18 protein-coding genes are annotated in these 19,589 nt (G+C 64.1%); 9 read left to right on the forward strand and 9 right to left on the reverse strand.

The window, feature by feature from the left end; genetic code table 11:
• Positions 1-10 precede the first annotated feature (10 nt).
• Entirely contained in the window at positions 11-1,225 is a 1,215-nt protein-coding gene (locus NXT3_RS18630) for a ubiquinone biosynthesis hydroxylase (RefSeq protein WP_104839838.1), read from the reverse strand.
• 184 nt (positions 1,226-1,409) lie between these two features.
• On the opposite strand from NXT3_RS18630, the gene tesB reads away from it, so the two are divergent.
• The 6 genes from tesB to NXT3_RS18660 all read left to right on the forward strand — a co-directional run bounded on the left by tesB (position 1,410) and on the right by NXT3_RS18660 (position 9,038).
• Entirely contained in the window at positions 1,410-2,288 is an 879-nt protein-coding gene (tesB, locus tag NXT3_RS18635) for an acyl-CoA thioesterase II (RefSeq protein ID WP_037390388.1), read from the forward strand.
• Positions 2,289-2,540: 252 nt separating this feature from the next.
• Positions 2,541-2,879 carry a P-II family nitrogen regulator gene (locus tag NXT3_RS18640; RefSeq protein WP_014766401.1) on the forward strand — a complete coding sequence of 113 codons (339 nt, stop codon included), beginning with the start codon at positions 2,541-2,543 and terminating at the stop codon, positions 2,877-2,879.
• A gap of 27 nt (positions 2,880-2,906) precedes the next feature.
• A complete protein-coding gene (locus NXT3_RS18645) occupies positions 2,907-4,331 on the forward strand; it encodes an ammonium transporter (RefSeq protein WP_104839839.1) in 1,425 nt (474 codons plus the stop codon).
• Positions 4,332-4,669: 338 nt separating this feature from the next.
• Entirely contained in the window at positions 4,670-7,324 is a 2,655-nt protein-coding gene (locus NXT3_RS18650) for a DNA translocase FtsK (RefSeq protein WP_104839840.1), read from the forward strand.
• A gap of 115 nt (positions 7,325-7,439) precedes the next feature.
• The gene (locus NXT3_RS18655) at positions 7,440-8,102 is read left to right on the forward strand and encodes an outer membrane lipoprotein carrier protein LolA (RefSeq protein ID WP_097526216.1); all 663 of its coding nucleotides are present in this window, start codon (positions 7,440-7,442) and stop codon (positions 8,100-8,102) included.
• Between the two features lie 129 nt (positions 8,103-8,231).
• Positions 8,232-9,038 (forward strand): exodeoxyribonuclease III, encoded by an 807-nt coding sequence (locus NXT3_RS18660; RefSeq protein WP_037418014.1) that lies wholly within the window; start codon positions 8,232-8,234, stop codon positions 9,036-9,038.
• 30 nt (positions 9,039-9,068) lie between these two features.
• Here NXT3_RS18660 and NXT3_RS18665 read toward each other — a convergent pair whose 3' ends face one another.
• Positions 9,069-9,524 carry a cyclic nucleotide-binding domain-containing protein gene (locus NXT3_RS18665; RefSeq protein WP_037418017.1) on the reverse strand — a complete coding sequence of 152 codons (456 nt, stop codon included), beginning with the start codon at positions 9,522-9,524 and terminating at the stop codon, positions 9,069-9,071.
• Positions 9,525-9,586: 62 nt separating this feature from the next.
• Positions 9,587-10,270, reverse strand: coding sequence for a response regulator transcription factor (locus NXT3_RS18670; protein WP_037390380.1), 684 nt, complete (start codon positions 10,268-10,270; stop codon positions 9,587-9,589).
• Positions 10,271-10,414: 144 nt separating this feature from the next.
• Between NXT3_RS18670 and NXT3_RS18675 the strand changes: the two genes are divergently transcribed.
• Positions 10,415-10,963 carry a L,D-transpeptidase family protein gene (locus tag NXT3_RS18675; RefSeq protein ID WP_104839841.1) on the forward strand — a complete coding sequence of 183 codons (549 nt, stop codon included), beginning with the start codon at positions 10,415-10,417 and terminating at the stop codon, positions 10,961-10,963.
• Positions 10,964-10,975: 12 nt separating this feature from the next.
• Here the strand turns inward: NXT3_RS18675 and NXT3_RS18680 are convergent, their stop codons facing one another.
• From NXT3_RS18680 to rplS, 5 genes are all read right to left on the reverse strand, one after another.
• On the reverse strand, positions 10,976-11,515 hold the full coding sequence (locus NXT3_RS18680; protein WP_104839842.1) for a SixA phosphatase family protein: 540 nt from the start codon (positions 11,513-11,515) through the stop codon (positions 10,976-10,978).
• A 143-nt stretch (positions 11,516-11,658) separates the two neighbouring features.
• Positions 11,659-13,068, reverse strand: a complete 1,410-nt coding sequence (gene leuC / locus NXT3_RS18685; RefSeq protein WP_037418025.1) for a 3-isopropylmalate dehydratase large subunit — start codon at positions 13,066-13,068, stop codon at positions 11,659-11,661.
• Positions 13,069-13,501: 433 nt separating this feature from the next.
• Positions 13,502-14,320: an amino acid ABC transporter permease gene (locus NXT3_RS18700; protein ID WP_104840040.1), complete on the reverse strand. Its 819-nt coding sequence runs from the start codon at positions 14,318-14,320 to the stop codon at positions 13,502-13,504.
• Between the two features lie 175 nt (positions 14,321-14,495).
• Positions 14,496-15,305: a basic amino acid ABC transporter substrate-binding protein gene (locus NXT3_RS18705; protein ID WP_104839843.1), complete on the reverse strand. Its 810-nt coding sequence runs from the start codon at positions 15,303-15,305 to the stop codon at positions 14,496-14,498.
• A gap of 129 nt (positions 15,306-15,434) precedes the next feature.
• Positions 15,435-15,968, reverse strand: a complete 534-nt coding sequence (gene rplS / locus NXT3_RS18710) for a 50S ribosomal protein L19 (protein ID WP_064242464.1) — start codon at positions 15,966-15,968, stop codon at positions 15,435-15,437.
• A gap of 275 nt (positions 15,969-16,243) precedes the next feature.
• On the opposite strand from rplS, the gene NXT3_RS18720 reads away from it, so the two are divergent.
• Positions 16,244-16,717 carry a MarR family winged helix-turn-helix transcriptional regulator gene (locus NXT3_RS18720; RefSeq protein ID WP_104839845.1) on the forward strand — a complete coding sequence of 158 codons (474 nt, stop codon included), beginning with the start codon at positions 16,244-16,246 and terminating at the stop codon, positions 16,715-16,717.
• Positions 16,714-17,952, forward strand: coding sequence for a multidrug effflux MFS transporter (locus tag NXT3_RS18725; RefSeq protein WP_104839846.1), 1,239 nt, complete (start codon positions 16,714-16,716; stop codon positions 17,950-17,952). The genes NXT3_RS18720 and NXT3_RS18725 overlap by 4 nt, the downstream gene beginning before the upstream one ends.
• 275 nt (positions 17,953-18,227) lie before the next feature.
• On the opposite strand, the gene NXT3_RS18730 is transcribed toward NXT3_RS18725, so the two are convergent.
• On the reverse strand, positions 18,228-19,445 hold the full coding sequence (locus NXT3_RS18730; protein WP_097526115.1) for an argininosuccinate synthase: 1,218 nt from the start codon (positions 19,443-19,445) through the stop codon (positions 18,228-18,230).
• Between the last annotated feature and the right edge of the window lie 144 nt (positions 19,446-19,589).

Genomic DNA, 19,589 nt, shown 5'->3' on the forward strand with positions numbered 1-19,589 from the left:
GGGCGCTTCCTCAGATAGGCTGCCCCGAAAGCAATCGCGGGTCCGCTTCGCCGGCAATGCCGGCCGCCTGGCGGATAAAGAAATTCTTGAGCGACGGCAGGCGATCGACGAGGCCGAGGCCGACGTCGCGCAGCACCCTCACCGGCGTGATGTCGTTGGAGAACAGCCGGTTCAGCACATCCGTCGTCACGCCCATCCGGAACGTGTCGAAGCGCCGCCAGATCTGGTAGCGCTCGAGGACGGCGAGCGAGCCGATATCGAGGCCGAGGCGGTCCGCCTCGACGATCGTTTCGGCAAGGGCGGCCACGTCCTTGAAGCCGAGATTGAGGCCCTGGCCGGAGATCGGGTGAATGCCGTGGGCGGCATCGCCCGCCAGCGCGAAGCGCGGGGCCACGAAATCGCGCGCCAGCGTCAGGCCCAGCGGAAAGGCCCTGCGGCCGCCGACCACCTTGAGATGGCCGAGCTTATGGCCGAAGCGGCGCTCCAGTTCCTCTTCGAAAATGAAGTCATCCTCTTTCAGCAGCCTTTCGGCATCGTAGCTGCTCTCCGTCCAGACGAGCGAGGAGCGGTTGTTCTTGAGCGGCAGGGTGGCGAAGGGGCCGGCCGGCAGGAAATGCTCCTCCGCCGTGCCGCCATGCGGCCGCTCGTGCTCGACCGTCGTCACGATGCCGGACTGGCCGTAATCGAACTCGACGACCTTGATGCCGGCCGCCTCGCGCAATTTCGAACGCACGCCGTCGCAGGCGACTAGCAGCCGCGCCTCGAGCGCCTCGCCGCCGGCAAGCGTCACGGCAACGGCGTGATCGCCGCTCTTGAAGCTCTCAACCATCGCCGCCTGGCGGATGGCCACGCCGAGCTCCCGGCACGCGTCGCGCAAGGCGCCGACCAGCGCGGTGTTCGGCACCATATGCGCAAAGGGACGGCCCTCGCCGCCATCGCCCTCGAAGGTCAGAAACACGGGGCGAACGGGATCGGCGGCCTTCGAATCGGTGATCACCATCCTGAGGATCGGCTCGGCCTCCGGCGCGATCGCGCTCCAGACCCCGAGCACTTCGAGCATGCGCTCGGCAGCAAGCGCCACCGCGGAGGCTCGCTCGTCCCTTTTCCAATCACCTTCCGGCGCGCCGTCGACAACCGTCACTTCAAGATGGGGAGCCGCTTTCTTGAGCGATACGGCAAGCGACAGGCCGACATAACCGCCTCCGGCAATCAGTACATCGATCATCCCGCCTTCTCCCGTCGCACTTGAGCATCGATCCGTGCCTATATAGATCAATGCCATCGCCGTTCCTACTGCCGCATGTCTCCTTGAATCGGGGGCGATTTAAGAAGACACGCAGCAACTCAAAGTGTACAGCGGCCTTTGCGCGTCTGAAAAGGCGCGCGGCGCTGTAGAGGAGACCGCCGAAATGTCGCGCCCCACCGAAACCCCCATGGATGCGCTTCTCGCCATTCTCGATCTCGAGAAACTCGAGGTGAATCTGTTCCGCGGCTTGAGCCCCCAGGTCGGCTGGCAGCGAGTGTTCGGCGGACAGGTGATCGGCCAGGCGCTCGTCGCCGCACAACGCACCGTGGATGCCGGCCGCTACGTGCATTCGCTGCACGCCTATTTCCTGCGGCCCGGCGATCCCACCGTCCCGATCATCTACGAGGTGGACCGCATCCGCGACGGGTCGAGCTTCGCGACGCGCCGCGTCGTGGCGATCCAGCACGGCAAGGCAATCTTCTCCATGTCCGCCTCCTTCCAATTCGACGAAGACGGTTTCGACCATCAGTTCGACATGCCCGACGTGCCGATGCCGGAAACCTTGCCGGGCGAAAAGGAGCTGCGGGAGAAATTCCTGGTCCACGCACCGGAGGCGATCCGCCGTTATTGGGAACGGCCACGGCCGATCGAGATCCGGCCGACCTCGCTCGAGCACTACTTCTCACGCGACAAGGCCGCGCCGCGGCAGGACGTCTGGGTGAAGGCCGTCGGCCAGGTGCCGGACGAACGGCATCTGCAGGCGGCCGTGCTTGCCTATCTCTCCGACATGACGCTGCTCGATACCTCGCTCTATGCGCACGGCACTTCGGTCTTCGACCGGACGCTGCAGGTCGCGAGCCTCGACCATGCCATGTGGTTCCATCGGCCCTCCAAAATGGACGACTGGCTGCTCTATACCCAGGACAGCCCGAGCGCGCACGGCGCACGCGGCATGACGCGCGGCAGCCTGTTCGATCGTTCCGGCGTGCTGATCGCCTCGGTGGCACAGGAAGGCCTGATCCGTAAAAAGGCAGTTGAGTAAAAAATAGCCAGTTCTGAGCCATTTTTTGGCTTTTGCCTATTTTATCAGCTTTTCAATTGGCTGCTTTTTTAGCATTCCGCGATCGTCGGCGCAGGAATCGTGGTTTTTTCGTGTCTTTTCCGGAGTTTGCGGCCTCTGAATTGAATCTGGCACGCCCCTTGAATGTGACTTTTCGGTTGCCCAGCGCTTCACGCGCTTAAGCAGCAAGGAGAGACGGCCTCCCGCGCGGAGGCAGACAAGGATGGGAAGCCGATGAAAATTGTGATGGCCATTATCAAGCCGTTCAAGCTCGATGAGGTTCGCGAAGCCCTGACCGCCGTAGGCATCCAGGGTTTGACCGTGACCGAAGTGAAGGGTTACGGCCGCCAGAAGGGGCACACCGAAATTTACCGTGGCACCGAATACGCGGTGAGCTTCCTGCCGAAGCTGAAGATCGAGATCGCGGTTCCGTCGGAGATCGTCGACAAGGCCGTCGACGCGATCGCCTCGGCCGCCAAGACCGGCCAGATCGGCGACGGCAAGATCTTCGTCTATTCGATTGACCACGCCGTGCGCATCCGCACCGGCGAAACCGATTCAGAAGCGTTGTAAGCAGCGCCGATCAGGGAGCATTTCTCAATGTCATTCTACCTTTCCTCCTCTCTTCGACGCGTGGGCGCCACCGCCGCCGCCTTGCTCGCGCCGGTCGTTGCCTTTGCCCAGGAGGCGGCGCCCGCCGCTGCCGAGGCCGTTGCAGCAACGCCGGTTCCGGACAAGGGCGACACCACCTGGATGCTGCTGTCGACCATCCTCGTCCTCCTGATGACCATTCCCGGGCTCGCGCTCTTCTATGGCGGTCTTGTGCGTGCCAAGAACATGCTGTCGGTGCTGATGCAGGTTCTGATGATCACCGCCGTCGTGATGATCATCTGGGTGACCTACGGCTATTCGCTGGCCTTCACCGATGGCGGCTCGCTCAATTCCTTTATCGGCGGCTTCTCGAAAATGTTCCTGGCCGGCGTTGACACGACGACGCTTGCGGAAAGCTTCTCGAAGGGCGTCTTCATCCCCGAATACGTCTTCGTCGTCTTCCAGATGACCTTCGCCTGCATCACCCCGGCGCTGATCGTCGGCGCCTTCGCCGAGCGCATCAAGTTCTCGGCCGTCATGCTGTTCGTCATCCTGTGGGTCACCTTCGTCTACTTCCCGGTCGCCCACATGGTCTGGTTCTGGGGCGGCCCGAGCGCCTATACGGCCCCGACCGGCCTGATCTTCTCCTTCGGCGCGATCGATTTCGCCGGCGGCACCGTCGTCCACATCAATGCCGGCATCGCGGGCCTCGTCGGCGCGATCATGCTCGGCAAGCGCACGGGCTACAAGAAAGAGATCATGGCTCCGCATTCGATGACGCTCACTATGGTCGGCGCCTCGCTGCTGTGGGTCGGCTGGTTCGGCTTCAATGCCGGCTCGAACCTCGAAGCCAATGCTTACGCGGCCCTCGCCATGATCAACACCTTCCTGGCGACCGCAGCTGCGATCATCTCCTGGGCCGTCGTCGAAACGCTCGTCCGCGGCAAGGCTTCGATGCTCGGTGCCGCCTCGGGTGCCGTTGCCGGTCTCGTCGCGGTGACCCCGGCCGCCGGCTTTGCCGGCCCGATGGGCGCGATCGTGCTCGGCCTCGCCGTCTCGCCGGTCTGCTACTTCTTCGTCGACGTGGTGAAGAACAAGTTCCACTATGACGACAGCCTCGACGTCTTCGGCATCCACGGCGTCGGCGGCATCCTCGGTGCGATCGCAACCGGCATCCTCGTCAATCCGGCGCTCGGCGGTGCAGGCATCGTCGACTATTCGACCGCCGACTTCGCCGCCGGCTACGCCGGCACGGCAACGCAGGTCTGGGCGCAGCTGAAGGGCGTCCTCGTCACCGTCGTCTGGTCCGGTATCGGTTCCGCCATCCTCTTCAAGGTGGTCGATGCGATCGTCGGCCTGCGCGTCTCGGTCGAAGCGGAGCGCGAAGGCCTCGACCTCTCCTCGCACGGCGAGGCCGCCTACCACGCCAGCTAAGCTCGATTGCGGCGCCGGCAAAAAACGGCGCCGCCAAAAGTCCCGTCGCGATCCGCATATTTCGTGGATCGCCTTTCGCCCGGATCTCGCGATCCGGGCTTTTTTTGTTCCTCGACCGGCCTATCCACCGGTAATTCGGCGCCACACGCGCATGGTTAATGTCGCATTAACCCTACTACGCTTAGGTTGATTCCATGGCACGCAATGTGCCCGGAGCATTCTGCGCCGAAACCGGTTGGGGTCGGGCAAGGATGTTCTGCAATCAATGGCTGGAATGTTCCCACCGTTACTCGCAAAATGCGTGGCGCTCCGGCGGATCGAAACGGACAGCAGGCAATATGAGCAGAAGCAACCCCGCAACGCTTGACAGCCGTACCAACCGGTTCGTGCTGACCACCTTCCTCTGGCGCCAGACCGCGTCGCTGGCGGGTTTTGCGCTGTTCGGCACCCTGGCGCTCGCCGTTGCCGCTCTTTCGACCTGGAACGTTGCCGATCCGAGCTTCTCCTATGCCACCTCGGAGGAGCCGACCAACCTGCTCGGCTATGGCGGCGCCGCCTTTGCCGACATCTTCATGCAATTCTTCGGCCTGGCGAGCGTCGTGGCGCTGCTGCCGGCGGTCGCCTGGGCACTCGTGCTCATCGGCAACAAGCCCTTCGACAAGGTCGTGAAGCGGTTTTGCCTCTGGTTCGTCGGCTCGGTGCTGGCAAGCGCCGCCTTGAGCTGTGTTCCGGCGCCGATCACCTGGCCGTTGCCGAACGGCCTCGGCGGCGTCTTCGGCGACATGATCCTGCGTTTCCCGGCGCTCTTCACCGGCACCTTCCCGACCGGCACCTTCGCGACCGTGCTCGCCTGCCTCTTCGCCGGGCCGGCGGCCTGGGCGCTGATCTTCAGCGCCGGCCTGATCGGCGTCAGCGACGAGGCGGAAGAGGAGCAGGCACCCGAACCCGTTCCGAGCAAGGCGCGCACTATCCGCGAAGAACTCGAGGATGAGGACGACGAAGGTCCGCTGACCCTGCTGATGGGTTCTCTCGCTCATATGCGCTTCACGGCACAGGCCCGGCTGCGGCGGGCCATCGGCATGAGCGCCAGCCGCGCCAAGCGCCAGTACGACGAGCCCTATGATTTCAACAACGACGAGTTCGGCACCCTCAACGAGCCGGTCCGGCCGAAGGCGCAGGTGGGCGGCGCGCGCATCGAACCGTCGCTCGAGCGTGCCGAACGCCGCGTCGTCACGCCGCCGCCGATCGTCGCCGACGAAGACGACCCGCCCTTCGACATCGACGAGCCCCGCCCCGCCGGCATCCTGCCGGACGACGAGGACGATATTGCCGCCGACTGGGCGCCGAGACCGCCCCCCGCCAAGCCGATGGTCGCGATAGGCGGCTCGCGGGTCGCTCCGCCGCCGGCACGGCCGAAGAGCGGACAGCGCGTCGAACGGGAAGCCCAGCGCTCCTTCGTCGAGGATGACGGCGACTTCGCGCTGCCGCCGATCCATTTCCTCGCCGAGCCGAAGAATGTGGCGCGCGACGCCTCGCTTTCGGCCGATGCGCTCGAACAGAATGCCCGCATGCTCGAAGGCGTGCTCGAGGATTTCGGCGTCAAGGGCGAGATCATCCATGTCCGCCCCGGCCCCGTGGTCACCCTCTACGAACTCGAACCGGCGCCCGGCATCAAGTCGTCGCGCGTCATCGGCCTTGCCGACGACATCGCCCGCTCGATGAGCGCGATCGCCGCCCGCGTCGCCGTCGTGCCGGGCCGCAACGCCATCGGCATCGAACTGCCGAACCAGCGGCGCGAAATGGTCTATCTGCGCGAGCTGATCGGCTCGCGCGACTTCGAGACCACCAAGACCAAGCTCGCCATGGCGCTCGGCAAGACGATCGGCGGCGAACCGGTCGTCGCCGACCTCGCCAAGATGCCGCATCTGCTCGTCGCCGGCACCACCGGCTCGGGCAAGTCGGTGGCAATCAACACGATGATCCTGTCGCTGCTCTATCGGCTCACCCCCGACCAGTGCCGGCTGATCATGATCGATCCGAAGATGCTCGAGCTTTCCGTCTATGACGGCATTCCGCATCTGCTCTCGCCGGTCGTCACCGACCCGAAAAAGGCCGTCGTCGCGCTCAAATGGACCGTGCGCGAGATGGAAGAGCGCTACAAGAAGATGTCGAAGATCGGCGTCCGCAACATCGACGGCTTCAACACCCGCGTCGAGCAGGCGCTGTTGAAGGGCGAAGCGATCACCCGCACCGTCCAGACCGGCTTCGACCGCCAGACCGGCGAAGCCGTCTATGAGACCGAAGAATTCGACCTTTCGCCGATGCCTTATATCGTCGTCATCATCGACGAGATGGCCGACCTGATGATGGTCGCCGGCAAGGACATCGAAGGGGCGGTACAGCGGCTCGCCCAGATGGCGCGCGCCGCCGGCATCCACGTCATCATGGCGACGCAGCGCCCGTCGGTCGACGTCATCACCGGCACGATCAAGGCGAACTTCCCGACCCGCATCTCCTTCCAGGTGACCTCGAAGATCGACAGCCGCACTATTCTCGGCGAACAGGGTGCCGAGCAGCTGCTGGGCCAGGGCGACATGCTCTACATGGCCGGCGGGGGGCGCATCCAGCGCGTCCACGGCCCCTTCGTCTCCGACACCGAAGTGGAAGAGGTGGTCGCCTATCTGAAGACGCAAGGGGTGCCGCAATATCTCGACGCGATCACCGAGGACGACGACGAGGAGAACGACGGCGGCGGACCGGCCGGCACCTCGAACCTTGCCGATTCCGAGGACCCCTACGACCAGGCGGTGGCGATCGTGCTGCGTGACGGCAAGGCCTCGACCTCCTACGTGCAGCGGCGCCTCGGCATCGGCTATAATAGGGCGGCATCGCTGATCGAGCGGATGGAGCAGGAAGGCATCATCGGTCCGGCCAACCATGCCGGCAAGCGCGAAATCCTGGTGCCGACCGAGGCGGAGATCACGGGCCGGTAAGTCTGAAAGACCGGCCGGTAACGGTCATTTGAGAGGCGGGCCGCCGCGGCAGCAGATAACGCCTTGAAGGCGCCCCACTTGCGCTCCAAATGACGCTGATATGAAGGAGACTGCGATGACAGAGACAAGAAACGGCGGCGGCGACACTCGGGCGATCTCGCGGCGCGTCTTCGTTTGCGGCCTGGCAGCGCTCGCAGGCATCGCCGGCACGACGCTGGACGCGGCCCCCGCTTCGGCGCAGGCCCCCGCCGTCGCCCAGAAGATCGCCGATCATTTTTCATCGGTGAAGACGATGGCGGGCGAATTCGTCCAGTTCGGTCCGCGCGGCGAGCAGACCGGCGGAAAGTTCTACATCCGCCGCCCCGGCCGCATCCGCTTCAACTACGAGGCGCCGTCGCCGATGCGCGTCATCGCCGACGGACGGTCGGTGGTCATCGGCAATATGAAGCTGAAGACCTGGGACATCTATCCCTTGTCGAAGACGCCGCTCAATCTGCTTCTGAGCGAGCGGATCGATCTCCGCAGCCGCATGGTGCGCGACGTCCGGGTCGAACCCGACCTCATCACCATCGTGCTCGGCGACCGCTCGATCTTCGGCGACTCGACCATCACCATGATGTTCGACCCGCGGACCTACAATCTCAGGCAATGGACGATCACCGACGCGCAGAAGAAAGACACCTCGGTGATGATCTTCAACGTGCAGACCGGCATCGCACTGGACGACAAGGTGTTCCGCATTCCCTATGACGAGGTGCGCAACAAGGGCGGCAAATAGCCATAGGGGCGTGGCCGCGACAGGACTCCAGGGCCGCCTTCGGGCGGCCTTTTTCATGCTTGTCGATTGGCCCCGGACCTGCTTAAAACGCCCGTACTGCCGGACATCCCGCTATTCAGAGGAATGAGAATGCCGCTTTCCATCGCCACGTGGAACATCAACTCCGTCCGCCTGCGCATGCCGCTCGTGGAGCATCTGCTGGTGAATTGGCAGCCCGACATCCTCTGCCTGCAGGAGACCAAGTGCCCGGACGATCAGTTTCCGTCCGCACCTTTGAAGAAGCTCGGCTACAACTACATCGAAATGCACGGGCAGAAGGGCTATCACGGCGTTGCGACCATTTCCCGCCTGCCGCTGACCGAATTGACCGATCGCCGCGACTATTGCGGCGTCGGCGATGCACGCCATCTCTCCGTCGTCTTCGCGGCCGGCGGCAAGACCATCCGCCTGCACAATTTCTATGTGCCGGCCGGCGGCGACGAGCCGGATCGCACCATCAACCCGAAATTCGGCCACAAGCTCGATTTTGTCGACGAGATGAAGCTGTTGCACGCCGAGGCCGAGGCGGGCATTTCCTCGATTCTGGTCGGCGACCTCAACATCGCGCCGCTCGAGCACGACGTCTGGTCGCACAAGCAGCTCCTGAAGATCGTCAGCCACACGCCCGTCGAAACCGACGGGCTCACCACCGTCATGACCGGCGGCGCCTGGGTCGACCTGATGCGCCAGCACACCCCGCCGCCCGAGAGGCTCTACACCTGGTGGAGCTACCGGGCCAAGGACTGGGCCGCCGCCGACCGCGGCCGCCGCCTCGACCATATCTGGTCCTCGGCCGATCTCGCGACGAAACTCCTGCGCGTCGACATCCTCCGGGAAGCACGCGGCTGGGAGCGCCCCTCGGACCATGTGCCGGTGATTGCACATTTCGAGCTTTGAGATCGCCACGCGCTTGGGAAGCATCTTCGACTAGGCAAAACGCCCGGCGAGCGCCTCGACGCGGCGGATCATCGCCTGCAGATTGTCGCGGATCCGGGCTTCGACCATTGCCGTCACCTCCGGGTATTCTTCCAGCATGCGGCGGAAAAGCGGCCGGTTGATGCGGATCACCTCGCTGTCCTCGTCCGCGGTCGCGGTGAACTTGCGCTCGACCATCGAGATCAGCGCCAGTTCCGATAGCAGAGCGCCGCGGCCGACGCTGTCGACCTGCTGCGGCCGGCCCTCGGCATTGAGCTTGGAGAGCGAAAAGCTCCCGGCGGCGACCGCATAGGCGCAGTCCGCCGGCGCCCCTTCGCGAAAGAGCTCGTGGCCCTTCGCCACGCGACGACGCTCGGCGCCGAAGGCGATCAGCCGAAGCTTGTCGTCGCCGATATCGGCGAAGAGCGAGACGTTGGACAGAAGCGCGATGTCGTCATTGAGCGTCACGCAGCAATTCTCCTGACTCACCTACGAGCAAGATGGGGAGGGGAAAACCCGCAAATCCCGCCTTACGGAACGATCTTGTAGCCGCCGTTCTCTGTCACCAAAATCTCGGCATTGGAAGGGTCGCGTTCAATTTTCTGGCGCAGCCGGTAGACATGCGTCTCGAGCGTGTGGGTCGTCACGCCGGAATTATAGCCCCAGACCTCCTCGAGCAGGACGTCGCGGGTCACCACCTTCTGGTCGGCCCGGTAAAGGTAGCGGATGATCGCCGCCTCCTTCTCGGTCAGCCGGATCTTCTGGCCGTTATCCAACGTCAGCAATTTTTGGCTCGGCTTGAACGTGTAGGGACCGACGCTGAAGGTAGCGTCCTCGCTCTGCTCATGCTGGCGCAGCTGGGCGCGGATACGGGCCAGCAGCACGGCGAAACGGAAGGGCTTGGTGACATAGTCGTTGGCGCCGGCCTCGAGCCCGAGGATCGTGTCCGAATCGGTATCGTGACCGGTCAGCATGATGATCGGCGCCTTGAACCCGCTCTTGCGCAACAGCTTCACCGCCTCGCGGCCGTCCATGTCCGGCAAGCCGACATCCATGATCAACAGGTCCACCTGGCGGGCGCGCGCCGTCTGGATACCCTTGCCGGCGGTCGCTTCCTGCAGGAGGTCGAACTCCTCGTAAAGAGAGAGCTGCTCTATCAACGTCTCACGCAGGTCATTGTCATCGTCGACAAGGAGGATAGTGCGCGTCGCCATGGGACAGTTCCTGTTGCTTCCTGAATTTCAAACTAGCTCAAATGCCGCCCTTGGCAAAGCGCGGCGGCCGCGCAATCTTGTCGCCTTGGAACCGTGCTTAGGGTGGCCGCGAGCTCACGGGCAAAGCAAGAATTTGTGAGAATAATGCGCAAGAAAACGTCGGGAGTAAGATCGGGGAAATCCACCATTGTGGTGCGCACTGCGCCGCGCGATCGCCGCCGCGCGCTTCTGAGCTTCGACGGAAAGACCGAGCAGGCGGCGATCGGGCGAAGCGGCCTCACGGCCATGAAGCGGGAAGGCGATGGCGCAACGCCGCGGGCGACGATGAGGCTGATCGGCGGGTTCGCGCGCCGGGACCGCGTGTCCCTGCCGCCGACACGGCTGCCGATCCGCAGGACCCGCCGCGACATGCTCTGGTGCGACGCGCCGGGCCACGCCTCCTACAACCGCCCCGTCAGGGCACCGTTTGCCGCAAGCCACGAGGCGATGATGCGCGATGACGGACTATACGACATCTGCCTCGTCATGGATTGGAACATCTCGTCCAGGCGGCGACAAGCCGGCTCGGCGATCTTCTTTCATCTCATTCGCCCCGGTTATGAGCCGACGCAAGGCTGCATCGCCGTCAGCTTGCCGGCGATGAAGCGGCTGCTGAGGCATATGCGCCGGGGAACGGCTGTCCGGGTGGCATAGCCGCGAAGACCGTCATTGCTTCTGCTTGAGCATGCGCGGCGTCACGAACCGGACGAGGCGGCCGCTGCTGGGCTCGATCTCCGACCATTGCCCGGCATCGAAATCGATGACCGCGAGGGCGGCCGTGGGAAATTTTTCACGCAGGCGCGGCAGCGCCTCGCCCTCGCCGGCAAGGAGCAGTGCAAGCTCCTCCATGCCTGGATTGTGCCCGACGAGGAGGAGGCTGCGCACCGACGGCTCCACGCCCCGTATCACGCCGAGAATGGCTTTGGCCGCGACCTCGTAGATCCCGACGGCGTCACGGGAGTCGACGCTGGCCGGCAACGCCTCGGCCACCAGTTCCCAGGTCTCCTGGGCGCGTCGCGCCGTGGAAACAAGCGCCAGATCCGGCACGAGGCCCTGCTCGGCCATATAGGCGCCAATCACCGGGGCAGCCTTTCGCCCGCGCCCGGCGAGCGGCCGGCGATGGTCGGCCACGCCTTCGGGCCAGGCGGATTTCGCATGGCGGAGCAGCATCAGGCGCCGTGCGGCGGTCTTGTCGTGATCAGCCATGAGGTTCTTCGCGGGTCAGGTGGAACGCGGCCATTGTGGCACCGTTGACGCCACTTGTCTGCCCGCGGAAGCTTCTTGTGACGCTCAATGAAAAAGGCCGCCCTCGAGAGGGCGGCCAAATTGCCGGAAAAGTTCGAACCGGCTTATTTCCACTCGCGGATATCGACGAAATGGCCCGCCACCGCGGCGGCGGCGGCCATTGCGGGGGAGACAAGATGGGTGCGGCCCTTGAAGCCCTGGCGGCCCTCGAAGTTGCGGTTCGAGGTCGAGGCGCAGCGCTCGCCCGGCTTCAGCCGGTCGTCGTTCATCGCCAGGCACATCGAGCAGCCCGGTTCGCGCCAGTCGAAGCCGGCCTCCTTGAAGATCCTGTCGAGACCCTCGGCCTCCGCCTGTTCCTTGACGAGGCCCGAGCCCGGCACGATCATCGCCGAAACGGTCGGGGCGACCTTGCGACCTTCGACGACCTTGGCAACGGCGCGCAGGTCCTCGATGCGACCGTTTGTGCAGGAGCCGATGAACACCCGGTCGATGGCGATGTCGGTGATCTTCGTGCCCGGCTTCAGGCCCATATAGTCGAGCGCCCGCCATTTGGAAGCGCGCTTGGTCTCGTCCTGGATGTCGTCCGGATTCGGAACGGCGCCCTGGACCGAGATGACGTCTTCCGGAGAGGAGCCCCAGGAGACGATCGGCGGCAAGTTGGCCGCGTCGAGCACGACGACCCGGTCGTAATGGGCGCCCTCGTCGGTGTGCAGCGTCTTCCAGTAGTCGAGCGCCATGTCCCAGGCCTTGCCCTTCGGCGCGCGCGGCTTGTCCTTGATATAGGCGAAGGTCGTCTCGTCCGGCGCGATCAGGCCGGCGCGGGCGCCGCCTTCGATCGTCATGTTGCAGACCGTCATGCGGCCTTCCATCGACAGCGAACGGATCGCCTCGCCGGCGAATTCAATGACGTGGCCGGTGCCGCCGGCGGTGCCGATCTCGCCGATGATGGCGAGGATGATGTCCTTGGCGGTGACGCCGGGCGGCAACTGCCCGTCGACGCGCACCAGCATGTTCTTCGCCTTCTTCTGGATCAGCGTCTGGGTGGCCAGCACGTGCTCCACTTCCGACGTGCCGATGCCGTGCGCCAAAGCACCGAAGGCGCCATGCGTCGAGGTGTGGCTGTCGCCGCAGACGATCGTCATGCCCGGCAGCGTGAAGCCCTGCTCGGGTCCGACGATATGGACGATGCCCTGGCGCTTGTCGTTCTCCGAATAATATTCGACGCCGAAATCGGCGGCGTTCTTGGCAAGCGCCTCGACCTGGATTCGGCTTTCCTCGTTCTTGATGCCGAGATGGCGGTCCGGCGAGGTCGGCACGTTATGGTCGACGACGGCCAGCGTCTTTTCCGGCGCCCGGACCTTGCGGCCGGCCATGCGCAGTCCTTCGAAGGCCTGCGGACTCGTCACCTCGTGCACGAGGTGACGGTCGATGTAGAGCAGACAGGTGCCGTCATCCTGTTGATTGACCAGATGATCGTCCCAGATCTTGTCATAGAGGGTACGCGGTGCGCTCATGGCGAGATATCCATCGAATTTTAAAATACGGAAAAGCCGGCGGCGATTCTGCCGGAAACAACGCTGGTCAGGCGATCAGGATAGGCGGCTCGTCAGAGCGCCGCAGACATGCGCAAAGAACCGTGCCGGCAGACGCTTGTGGTCCTGCAGCACGACGATTTTCTGGGCGCGACATCCGAACTTGGATTCCATGGCCGGTGCTCATATCAATTTTTCGACTGTTCGGCAATTGGCGAGATGGCAGGCAGTTGACGGTCAGAGCCCTCCCCAACCCCTCCCCACAAGGGGGAGGGGCTTGGCGCGCGCGGCACCCTCTTCGATCACCTCGGCGCAAGAGGCGGCTGCAGCGGTGCAGAAGGGAGGTTTGGGCGCGGCATCGGAGCCCCTCCCCCTTGTGGGGGGTTGGGGAGGGGCCTTGCGAGGGGAACGCGCCCTACCGCGCCTCTGCCCTTCTCAGCCGCCGCTCGAGCCCCCGAAGCGCCAGCGACAGACCGATCGTCAGGATGAGATAGACATAGGCGACGATCGAATAGGTCTCGAAGAAGCGGAACGAGCCCGAGGCGTAGACCTTGCCCATCTGGGTGATGTCGGCGACGCCGAGCACCGAGACGAGTGAGGAGTCCTTGACCATCGCCACGAAGTCGTTGCCGAGCGGCGGCAGGATGACGCGGATCGCCTGAGGGAGGACGACGAGCCGGAAGCGCTGGTAGCGCGTCAGGCCGAGCGCCTTGGCCGCCTCCACCTGCCCCTTGTCGACGGAAAGGATGCCGGCGCGGAAGACCTCGGCGATGAAGGCGGAATAGCCGATCATCAGCGCGATGATCGCCCGCCACATCAGCGAAACGTCGCGCACGACGAGCGGCTCCATGACGCCCGCCTTGACGAGCGGCGTCGCCAGGAAATTGACGGCTGTCACCAGCGCCGGCGCACCGACGAAGGCGATATAGAAGAGCAGGACGAGGATCGGCACGCCGCGAATGACTTCCGTGTAGAAGCGCGCCGCCTGGCGCAGTGCCGCGTGCTCGGAAAGCGCCATCAGCGCCACGCCGAGGCCGAGCATGGTCGCGAGCGCGAAGCCGACCAGGGTTACGAAGACGGTGACGCCGAGACCTTTCAGGACGACCGCGAAGACCTGAGCGAAGATGTCATTGGCGGCGATCACCGCGGCGAGCGCCACGGCGATTACAAGTAGGGCGACCAGCCACCAGGGATAGTCGCCCTTCTCGGAAGCGGATGAACTGACCGGCGCCATCGTGATTCCATAGTTGAGACGCGGGATGCGAGCGGAAAACCGCATGCACTTTTCCTCATCCCGCTCCACAGCGCCGCGCGTCCAATAGGACGCGCTAAGGTCGCTGTAGTACTTTGAAATGCTGCATGATTTTGTCCTCAAATCGATTCCGATTTAGGGAATCATGCAGTAGCGATCAGCCGCCCATCTTGTAGTCGAGGAACCACTTCTTGTTGAGCGCGTCGAAGGTGCCGTCCTCTTTCAGCGCCTTGATTGCGGCGTTGACCGGCTGGACGAGATCGGATCCCTTCGGGAAGATGAAGCCGAAATCCTCGGTGCCGAGGGGCTCGCCGACCACCTTGAGCGTGCCTTCGGAGGCGTCGACATAGCCTTTCGCCGCGACGCTGTCGGTCAGCACCAGATCGACGTCGCCGGCCTTCAGCGCCTGGACCGTCGCACCGAAGGTCTCGAACAGCTTGATGCGCGGGTTCTGCTCGTTGCCGTCGAGAATTTCATAGACGGCGGTGTAGAAGGGCGAGGTGCCGGGCTGGGCGCCGATCAGCGCGTCCTCGACCGCGGCGAAGCTCTTGGCGTCCTTGAAGCGCGCCTCGTCGGCGCGCACCAGCATGAACTGCTGCGAGCGCATATAGGGATCGGAGAAGTCGACCTTCTCCTTGCGGTCGTCCTTGATGGTGATGCCGGTCATGCCGATCTGATACTGGCCGTCGGATACCGATTGGATCATCGCATCCCAGCTGGTGTTCTGATATTCTACCCTGAAGTTCAGCCGCTTGGCGATCTCGTTCATCGCGTCATATTCCCAGCCGACCGCCTGGCCCGACTTCGGATCGACGAACTGCAGCGGCGGATAGGCGTTCTCGGTAACGACGACGACCGTTTGGCCGCCAAGGTCGGGCAGGCCGCTCGCGACGGCGGACGCGGAGAATGCGAAGGGAACGGCGAGGGCAGCGGCGATGCCCGCGAGCACGTGGCGGCGGATTGTCATTGGAGGAACTCCCGAAAATTGTGGCGACCGAAAATGTCACGAATTTCGCCGGGAAGACAAGCAGATAGTGCTAAAAAAGAAAGGCGGCCGGGAGGCCGCCTTTGCGAATAACTCCGAAGAGTCGAAATCTTATTCTGCGGCCGCTTCGGCTGCCTTTGCCTCTTCGGCTGCCTTTGCTTCCGCCGCTTCGGCGGCTGCTTTTTCGGCGGCGAGCGCCTGGGCGGCTGCGACCTTCTCGGCCTCGATGCGTGCCTTCTCGTCGGCGACTGCCTGGCGCTCGGCTTCGTTCAGCTTGCGGGCGCGCGTGCCGGTGTTCTCGACGATACGAGCCGACTTGCCGCGACGATCGCGCAGGTAGTAGAGCTTGGCGCGGCGGACCTTACCGCGGCGGACCACTTCGACGCTCTCGACGAGCGGCGAGTAAACCGGGAATACGCGCTCGACGCCTTCGCCGTAGGAAATCTTGCGAACCGTGAAGCTCTCGTTGAGGCCGCCGCCGGAGCGGGCGATGCAGACGCCTTCATAGGCCTGGACGCGGGTACGGTTGCCTTCGACGACGCGGACGTTGACGCGGACGGTGTCGCCGGCGGAAAAATCGGGAAGGGTGCGCTTGGCGGCGATCTTGGCGGCCTGTTCGGCTTCCAGCTGCTGGATGATGTTCATCGGTCTAACCTTTGCTTTCTTCTGAAACAGCCAGAGCGCTCTCGGCCGGCCTGTCGGATTTCCTTCAGGCCTTGCCCTCTTTAAGGACAGGAGCGGATTCGCCATTCTTTCTTGGTGGTCGACGGGCAAGAACCCGAACCGGGGCGGCACATACACCAAACGAGACTGCTTGTCATCCCCGATCGCAGATTTTCTGGGATGCCCGGCGCGTCGATTGTACGCGCGGCCGAGACATGATAAGGAAACCTTATTATATTTCTACGTGATCGAACCGGATGCCCAGGAAACTCGAATCCGACACGATCGGATTGCTGCTCACCGATGTCTCGCGGCTGCTGCGCGGCGCCTTCGACCGCAAGGTCAATGCGATGGCGCTCGGCATCACCCCCGGGGAAGCGCGCACGCTGATCCAGGTCGCCGTGACCGAGGGCATCAAGCAGGCGGAGATCGCCACGCGCATGGGGATCGAGCCGATGACGCTCTCGGCCTATCTCGATCGCCTCGAGGCACTGGAACTGGTGGCGCGGGTGCCTGATCCGGCCGACCGGCGCGCCAAGAATGTCGTCATCACCGAAAAGGCCGACCCGCTGCTTTCCGAGCTGATGAGCGGGCTCAGGGGAATGATGAACGCCTATACCGAGAGCCTCGGCGACGAGGGCCGCGAGCAGCTGCGCGGCAGCCTCCAAATCCTCCGCGACAATCTTCGCCGCCTGGATCCGTGTCTTGCCGGCAAGGAGAAGACGCAATGACGCTCAGGATGAGCGAACGGCGCACGAGCATCATCGGCGCCTTCCTGGTGGCGCTCGGCCCGGTTTCCATGGCGCTCTATACGCCGGCCATGCCGGAACTCGTCCGCGCCTTCGCCTCCAGCGAGGCGGCGATCAAGATGACGCTGTCGCTCTATTTTGGTGGCTTCGCCTTCGCCCAGCTCGTCTCGGGCACGCTTTCCGACGTTATCGGCCGCCGGCCGGCGACGCTGATTTTTATGGCCATCTATCTCGCCGGCAGTCTGATGGCCGCCTTTGCGCCGTCGATCGCCGTGCTGCTCGCCGGGCGGCTGGTGCAGGGGATCGGCGCCTCGGTCGGCATGACGGTCGCCCGCGCCATCGTCCGCGACCAGTTCACCGGCACGAGCGCCGCCCGCATCATGAACATGATCGGCATGATGCTGGCGCTCGGGCCGGCCGTCTCGCCGACGCTCGGCGGCATTGCGCTTGGTCTTTTCGGCTGGCAGTCGATCTTCCTGCTGATGGTCGGCTTCGCACTGATGGCCTGCCTGACCGTGCATTTCTTCATGGCCGAGACGGTGGCGCCCGACCGCAGCAAGGGGCATCTGCGGCCGATCCTTGCCGCCTATCGCGAACTGCTGGCCGACAGCCGCTTCTTATCGACGACGCTGGTGATCGCCGGCGCCGTCGGCGCGCTCTACGCCTGGGCGACGATGCTGCCCTTCGTGCTGATCAGCGAGGTCGGGCTGACGCCCACCGAGTTCGGCGTCGGCATGCTGATGCAATCGGGTCTGTTCTTTTCCGGCACGGTGACGGTGCGGCTCCTGATGCGACGCTTCACGCCGCAGGCGCTGGTGCCCGTCGGCCTCTCTTTCATCGGCGCATCGAGCCTCATCCTTGCCTTTACAATGCAAGCAATGGAGCCGACCTTCCTCTCGGTCATGACTCCGATCGGCATCTACGCCTTCGGCATCGCCTTCATCATGCCCTATATGATGACCGCGGCGATGGCGCCCTTCCCGCATATCGCAGGCACGGCGTCGGCGTTGATGGGCTTCATCCAGATGGGCTCCGGCCTTCTCGGCGGCGCGCTTGCCGCCCTCGTCGGCGCGCCCGCCCTGGCGCTCGGGACGATCATCCCCGGCTTCGGCCTGATCTCCATCGCGAGCTATATCTGGTATCGCAAGGCGGTTCGGCTGAGGCCGCTCGCCGCGCCGGCACCAGCCGAAGCGCCGTTGAGCGAAGCGGCGGAATAGAGACAGTTGCAGGGACGTGTGACGGTTTTCCATCCACGACACCACGACGAGATGAATGAGCTGCGCTCGGGGTGGATGCCCCTCTGCTGCCGGGCATGCCTCGTCCCCGTGCGCGGCGTGCGCGGGGAGAAGATGCCGGCAGGCAGATGAGGGGCAGGCGGAAGGGAGCCGGCCGTAGATGCTCCCCTTGAAACCGGCTTTGCCTTCAAACCGCCCGGCACGAAAAAACTGCGGCGGATTGCTCCGCCGCAGCTCTGTCTCGAGGAATTCCGGCCTCAGCGGTTGCGGGCAGCGAGCGTGCGCAGGCGCAGGGCGTTCAGTTTGATGAAGCCGGCAGCGTCCTTCTGGTCGTAGGCGCCCTGGTCGTCCTCGAAGGTGACCAGCTTGTCGGAATAGAGCGACTTCGCGCTCTCGCGGCCGGTGACCATGACATTGCCTTTGTAGAGCTTCAGCGTCACTTCGCCTTCGACATGCTCCTGGCTCTTGTCGATGGCCGCCTGGAGCATCTCGCGCTCCGGCGAGAACCAGAAGCCGTAATAGATGAGCTCGGCATAGCGCGGCATCAGCTCGTCCTTCAGATGCGCTGCGCCACGGTCGAGGGTGATGCTCTCGATCGCCCGGTGGGCGGCGAGCAGGATCGTGCCGCCGGGGGTCTCATAGACCCCGCGCGACTTCATGCCGACGAAACGGTTCTCGACGAGGTCGAGGCGGCCGATTCCGTTGTCGCGGCCGTAGTCGTTGAGCTTGGCAAGCAGCGTCGCCGGCGACAGGCGCACGCCGTCGATCGAAACGGCGTCGCCGCGCTCGAAGCCGATCTTGATGATGGTCGCCTGGTCCGGAGCAGCCTCCGGCGAGATCGTGCGCATGTGCACATATTCCGGCGCTTCCTGAGCCGGGTCTTCCAGCACCTTGCCTTCCGATGAGGAATGCAGCAGGTTGGCGTCGACGGAGAAGGGCGCCTCGCCCTTCTTGTCCTTGGCGACCGGGATCTGGTGCTTTTCGGCGAATTCGAGCAGCTCGGTGCGGCTCTTGAACGACCAGTCGCGCCAGGGAGCGATGATCTTGATATCGGGATTCAGCGCATAGGCCGATAGCTCGAAGCGGACCTGGTCGTTGCCCTTGCCGGTCGCGCCATGGGCGATGGCGTCGGCACCGGTCTTCCTGGCGATGTCGATCAGGTGCTTGGAGATCAGCGGCCGGGCGATCGAGGTGCCGAGCAGATAGACGCCTTCGTAGACCGCATTGGCGCGGAACATTGGAAAGACGAAGTCACGCACGAACTCCTCGCGCACGTCCTCGATATAGATCTCCTTGATGCCGAGCATCTCCGCCTTCTTGCGCGCCGGCTCAAGCTCCTCACCTTGGCCGAGATCGGCGGTGAAGGTCACCACTTCGGCGCCGAGTTCGGTCTGCAGCCATTTGAGGATGATCGAGGTGTCGAGACCGCCGGAATAGGCGAGTACGACCTTCTTCACGTCTTTGTGCGATGCCATGATGTCTGTCCGTGCTATTCGAGGGCGGAATGCCGCCGTGCAAAATCTGCGGCACTTTAGCCAGAACTCGAAGCGATACAAGCGGAACAAGCGGCATTCGGACGAATCTGCTGGCGAAAGGATGTAAGCTTCGGTATCAGCAAA

This window comes from Sinorhizobium fredii (assembly GCF_002944405.1).
Lineage (GTDB): Bacteria > Pseudomonadota > Alphaproteobacteria > Rhizobiales > Rhizobiaceae > Sinorhizobium > Sinorhizobium fredii_C.

Excerpts from the sequence above, each read along its gene's own strand:
- NXT3_RS18630 (WP_104839838.1), bottom strand. The coding sequence starts at position 1,225 with ATGATCGATGTACTGATTGCCGGAGGCGGTTATGTCGGCCTGTCGCTT.
- tesB (WP_037390388.1), top strand. The coding sequence starts at position 1,410 with ATGTCGCGCCCCACCGAAACCCCCATGGATGCGCTTCTCGCCATTCTC.
- NXT3_RS18640 (WP_014766401.1), top strand. The coding sequence starts at position 2,541 with ATGAAAATTGTGATGGCCATTATCAAGCCGTTCAAGCTCGATGAGGTT.
- NXT3_RS18645 (WP_104839839.1), top strand. The coding sequence starts at position 2,907 with ATGTCATTCTACCTTTCCTCCTCTCTTCGACGCGTGGGCGCCACCGCC.
- NXT3_RS18650 (WP_104839840.1), top strand. The coding sequence starts at position 4,670 with ATGAGCAGAAGCAACCCCGCAACGCTTGACAGCCGTACCAACCGGTTC.
- NXT3_RS18655 (WP_097526216.1), top strand. The coding sequence starts at position 7,440 with ATGACAGAGACAAGAAACGGCGGCGGCGACACTCGGGCGATCTCGCGG.
- NXT3_RS18660 (WP_037418014.1), top strand. The coding sequence starts at position 8,232 with ATGCCGCTTTCCATCGCCACGTGGAACATCAACTCCGTCCGCCTGCGC.
- NXT3_RS18670 (WP_037390380.1), bottom strand. The coding sequence starts at position 10,270 with ATGGCGACGCGCACTATCCTCCTTGTCGACGATGACAATGACCTGCGT.
- NXT3_RS18675 (WP_104839841.1), top strand. The coding sequence starts at position 10,415 with ATGCGCAAGAAAACGTCGGGAGTAAGATCGGGGAAATCCACCATTGTG.
- NXT3_RS18680 (WP_104839842.1), bottom strand. The coding sequence starts at position 11,515 with ATGGCTGATCACGACAAGACCGCCGCACGGCGCCTGATGCTGCTCCGC.
- leuC (WP_037418025.1), bottom strand. The coding sequence starts at position 13,068 with ATGAGCGCACCGCGTACCCTCTATGACAAGATCTGGGACGATCATCTG.
- NXT3_RS18700 (WP_104840040.1), bottom strand. The coding sequence starts at position 14,320 with ATGGCGCCGGTCAGTTCATCCGCTTCCGAGAAGGGCGACTATCCCTGG.
- NXT3_RS18705 (WP_104839843.1), bottom strand. The coding sequence starts at position 15,305 with ATGACAATCCGCCGCCACGTGCTCGCGGGCATCGCCGCTGCCCTCGCC.
- rplS (WP_064242464.1), bottom strand. The coding sequence starts at position 15,968 with ATGAACATCATCCAGCAGCTGGAAGCCGAACAGGCCGCCAAGATCGCC.
- NXT3_RS18720 (WP_104839845.1), top strand. The coding sequence starts at position 16,244 with ATGCCCAGGAAACTCGAATCCGACACGATCGGATTGCTGCTCACCGAT.
- NXT3_RS18725 (WP_104839846.1), top strand. The coding sequence starts at position 16,714 with ATGACGCTCAGGATGAGCGAACGGCGCACGAGCATCATCGGCGCCTTC.
- NXT3_RS18730 (WP_097526115.1), bottom strand. The coding sequence starts at position 19,445 with ATGGCATCGCACAAAGACGTGAAGAAGGTCGTACTCGCCTATTCCGGC.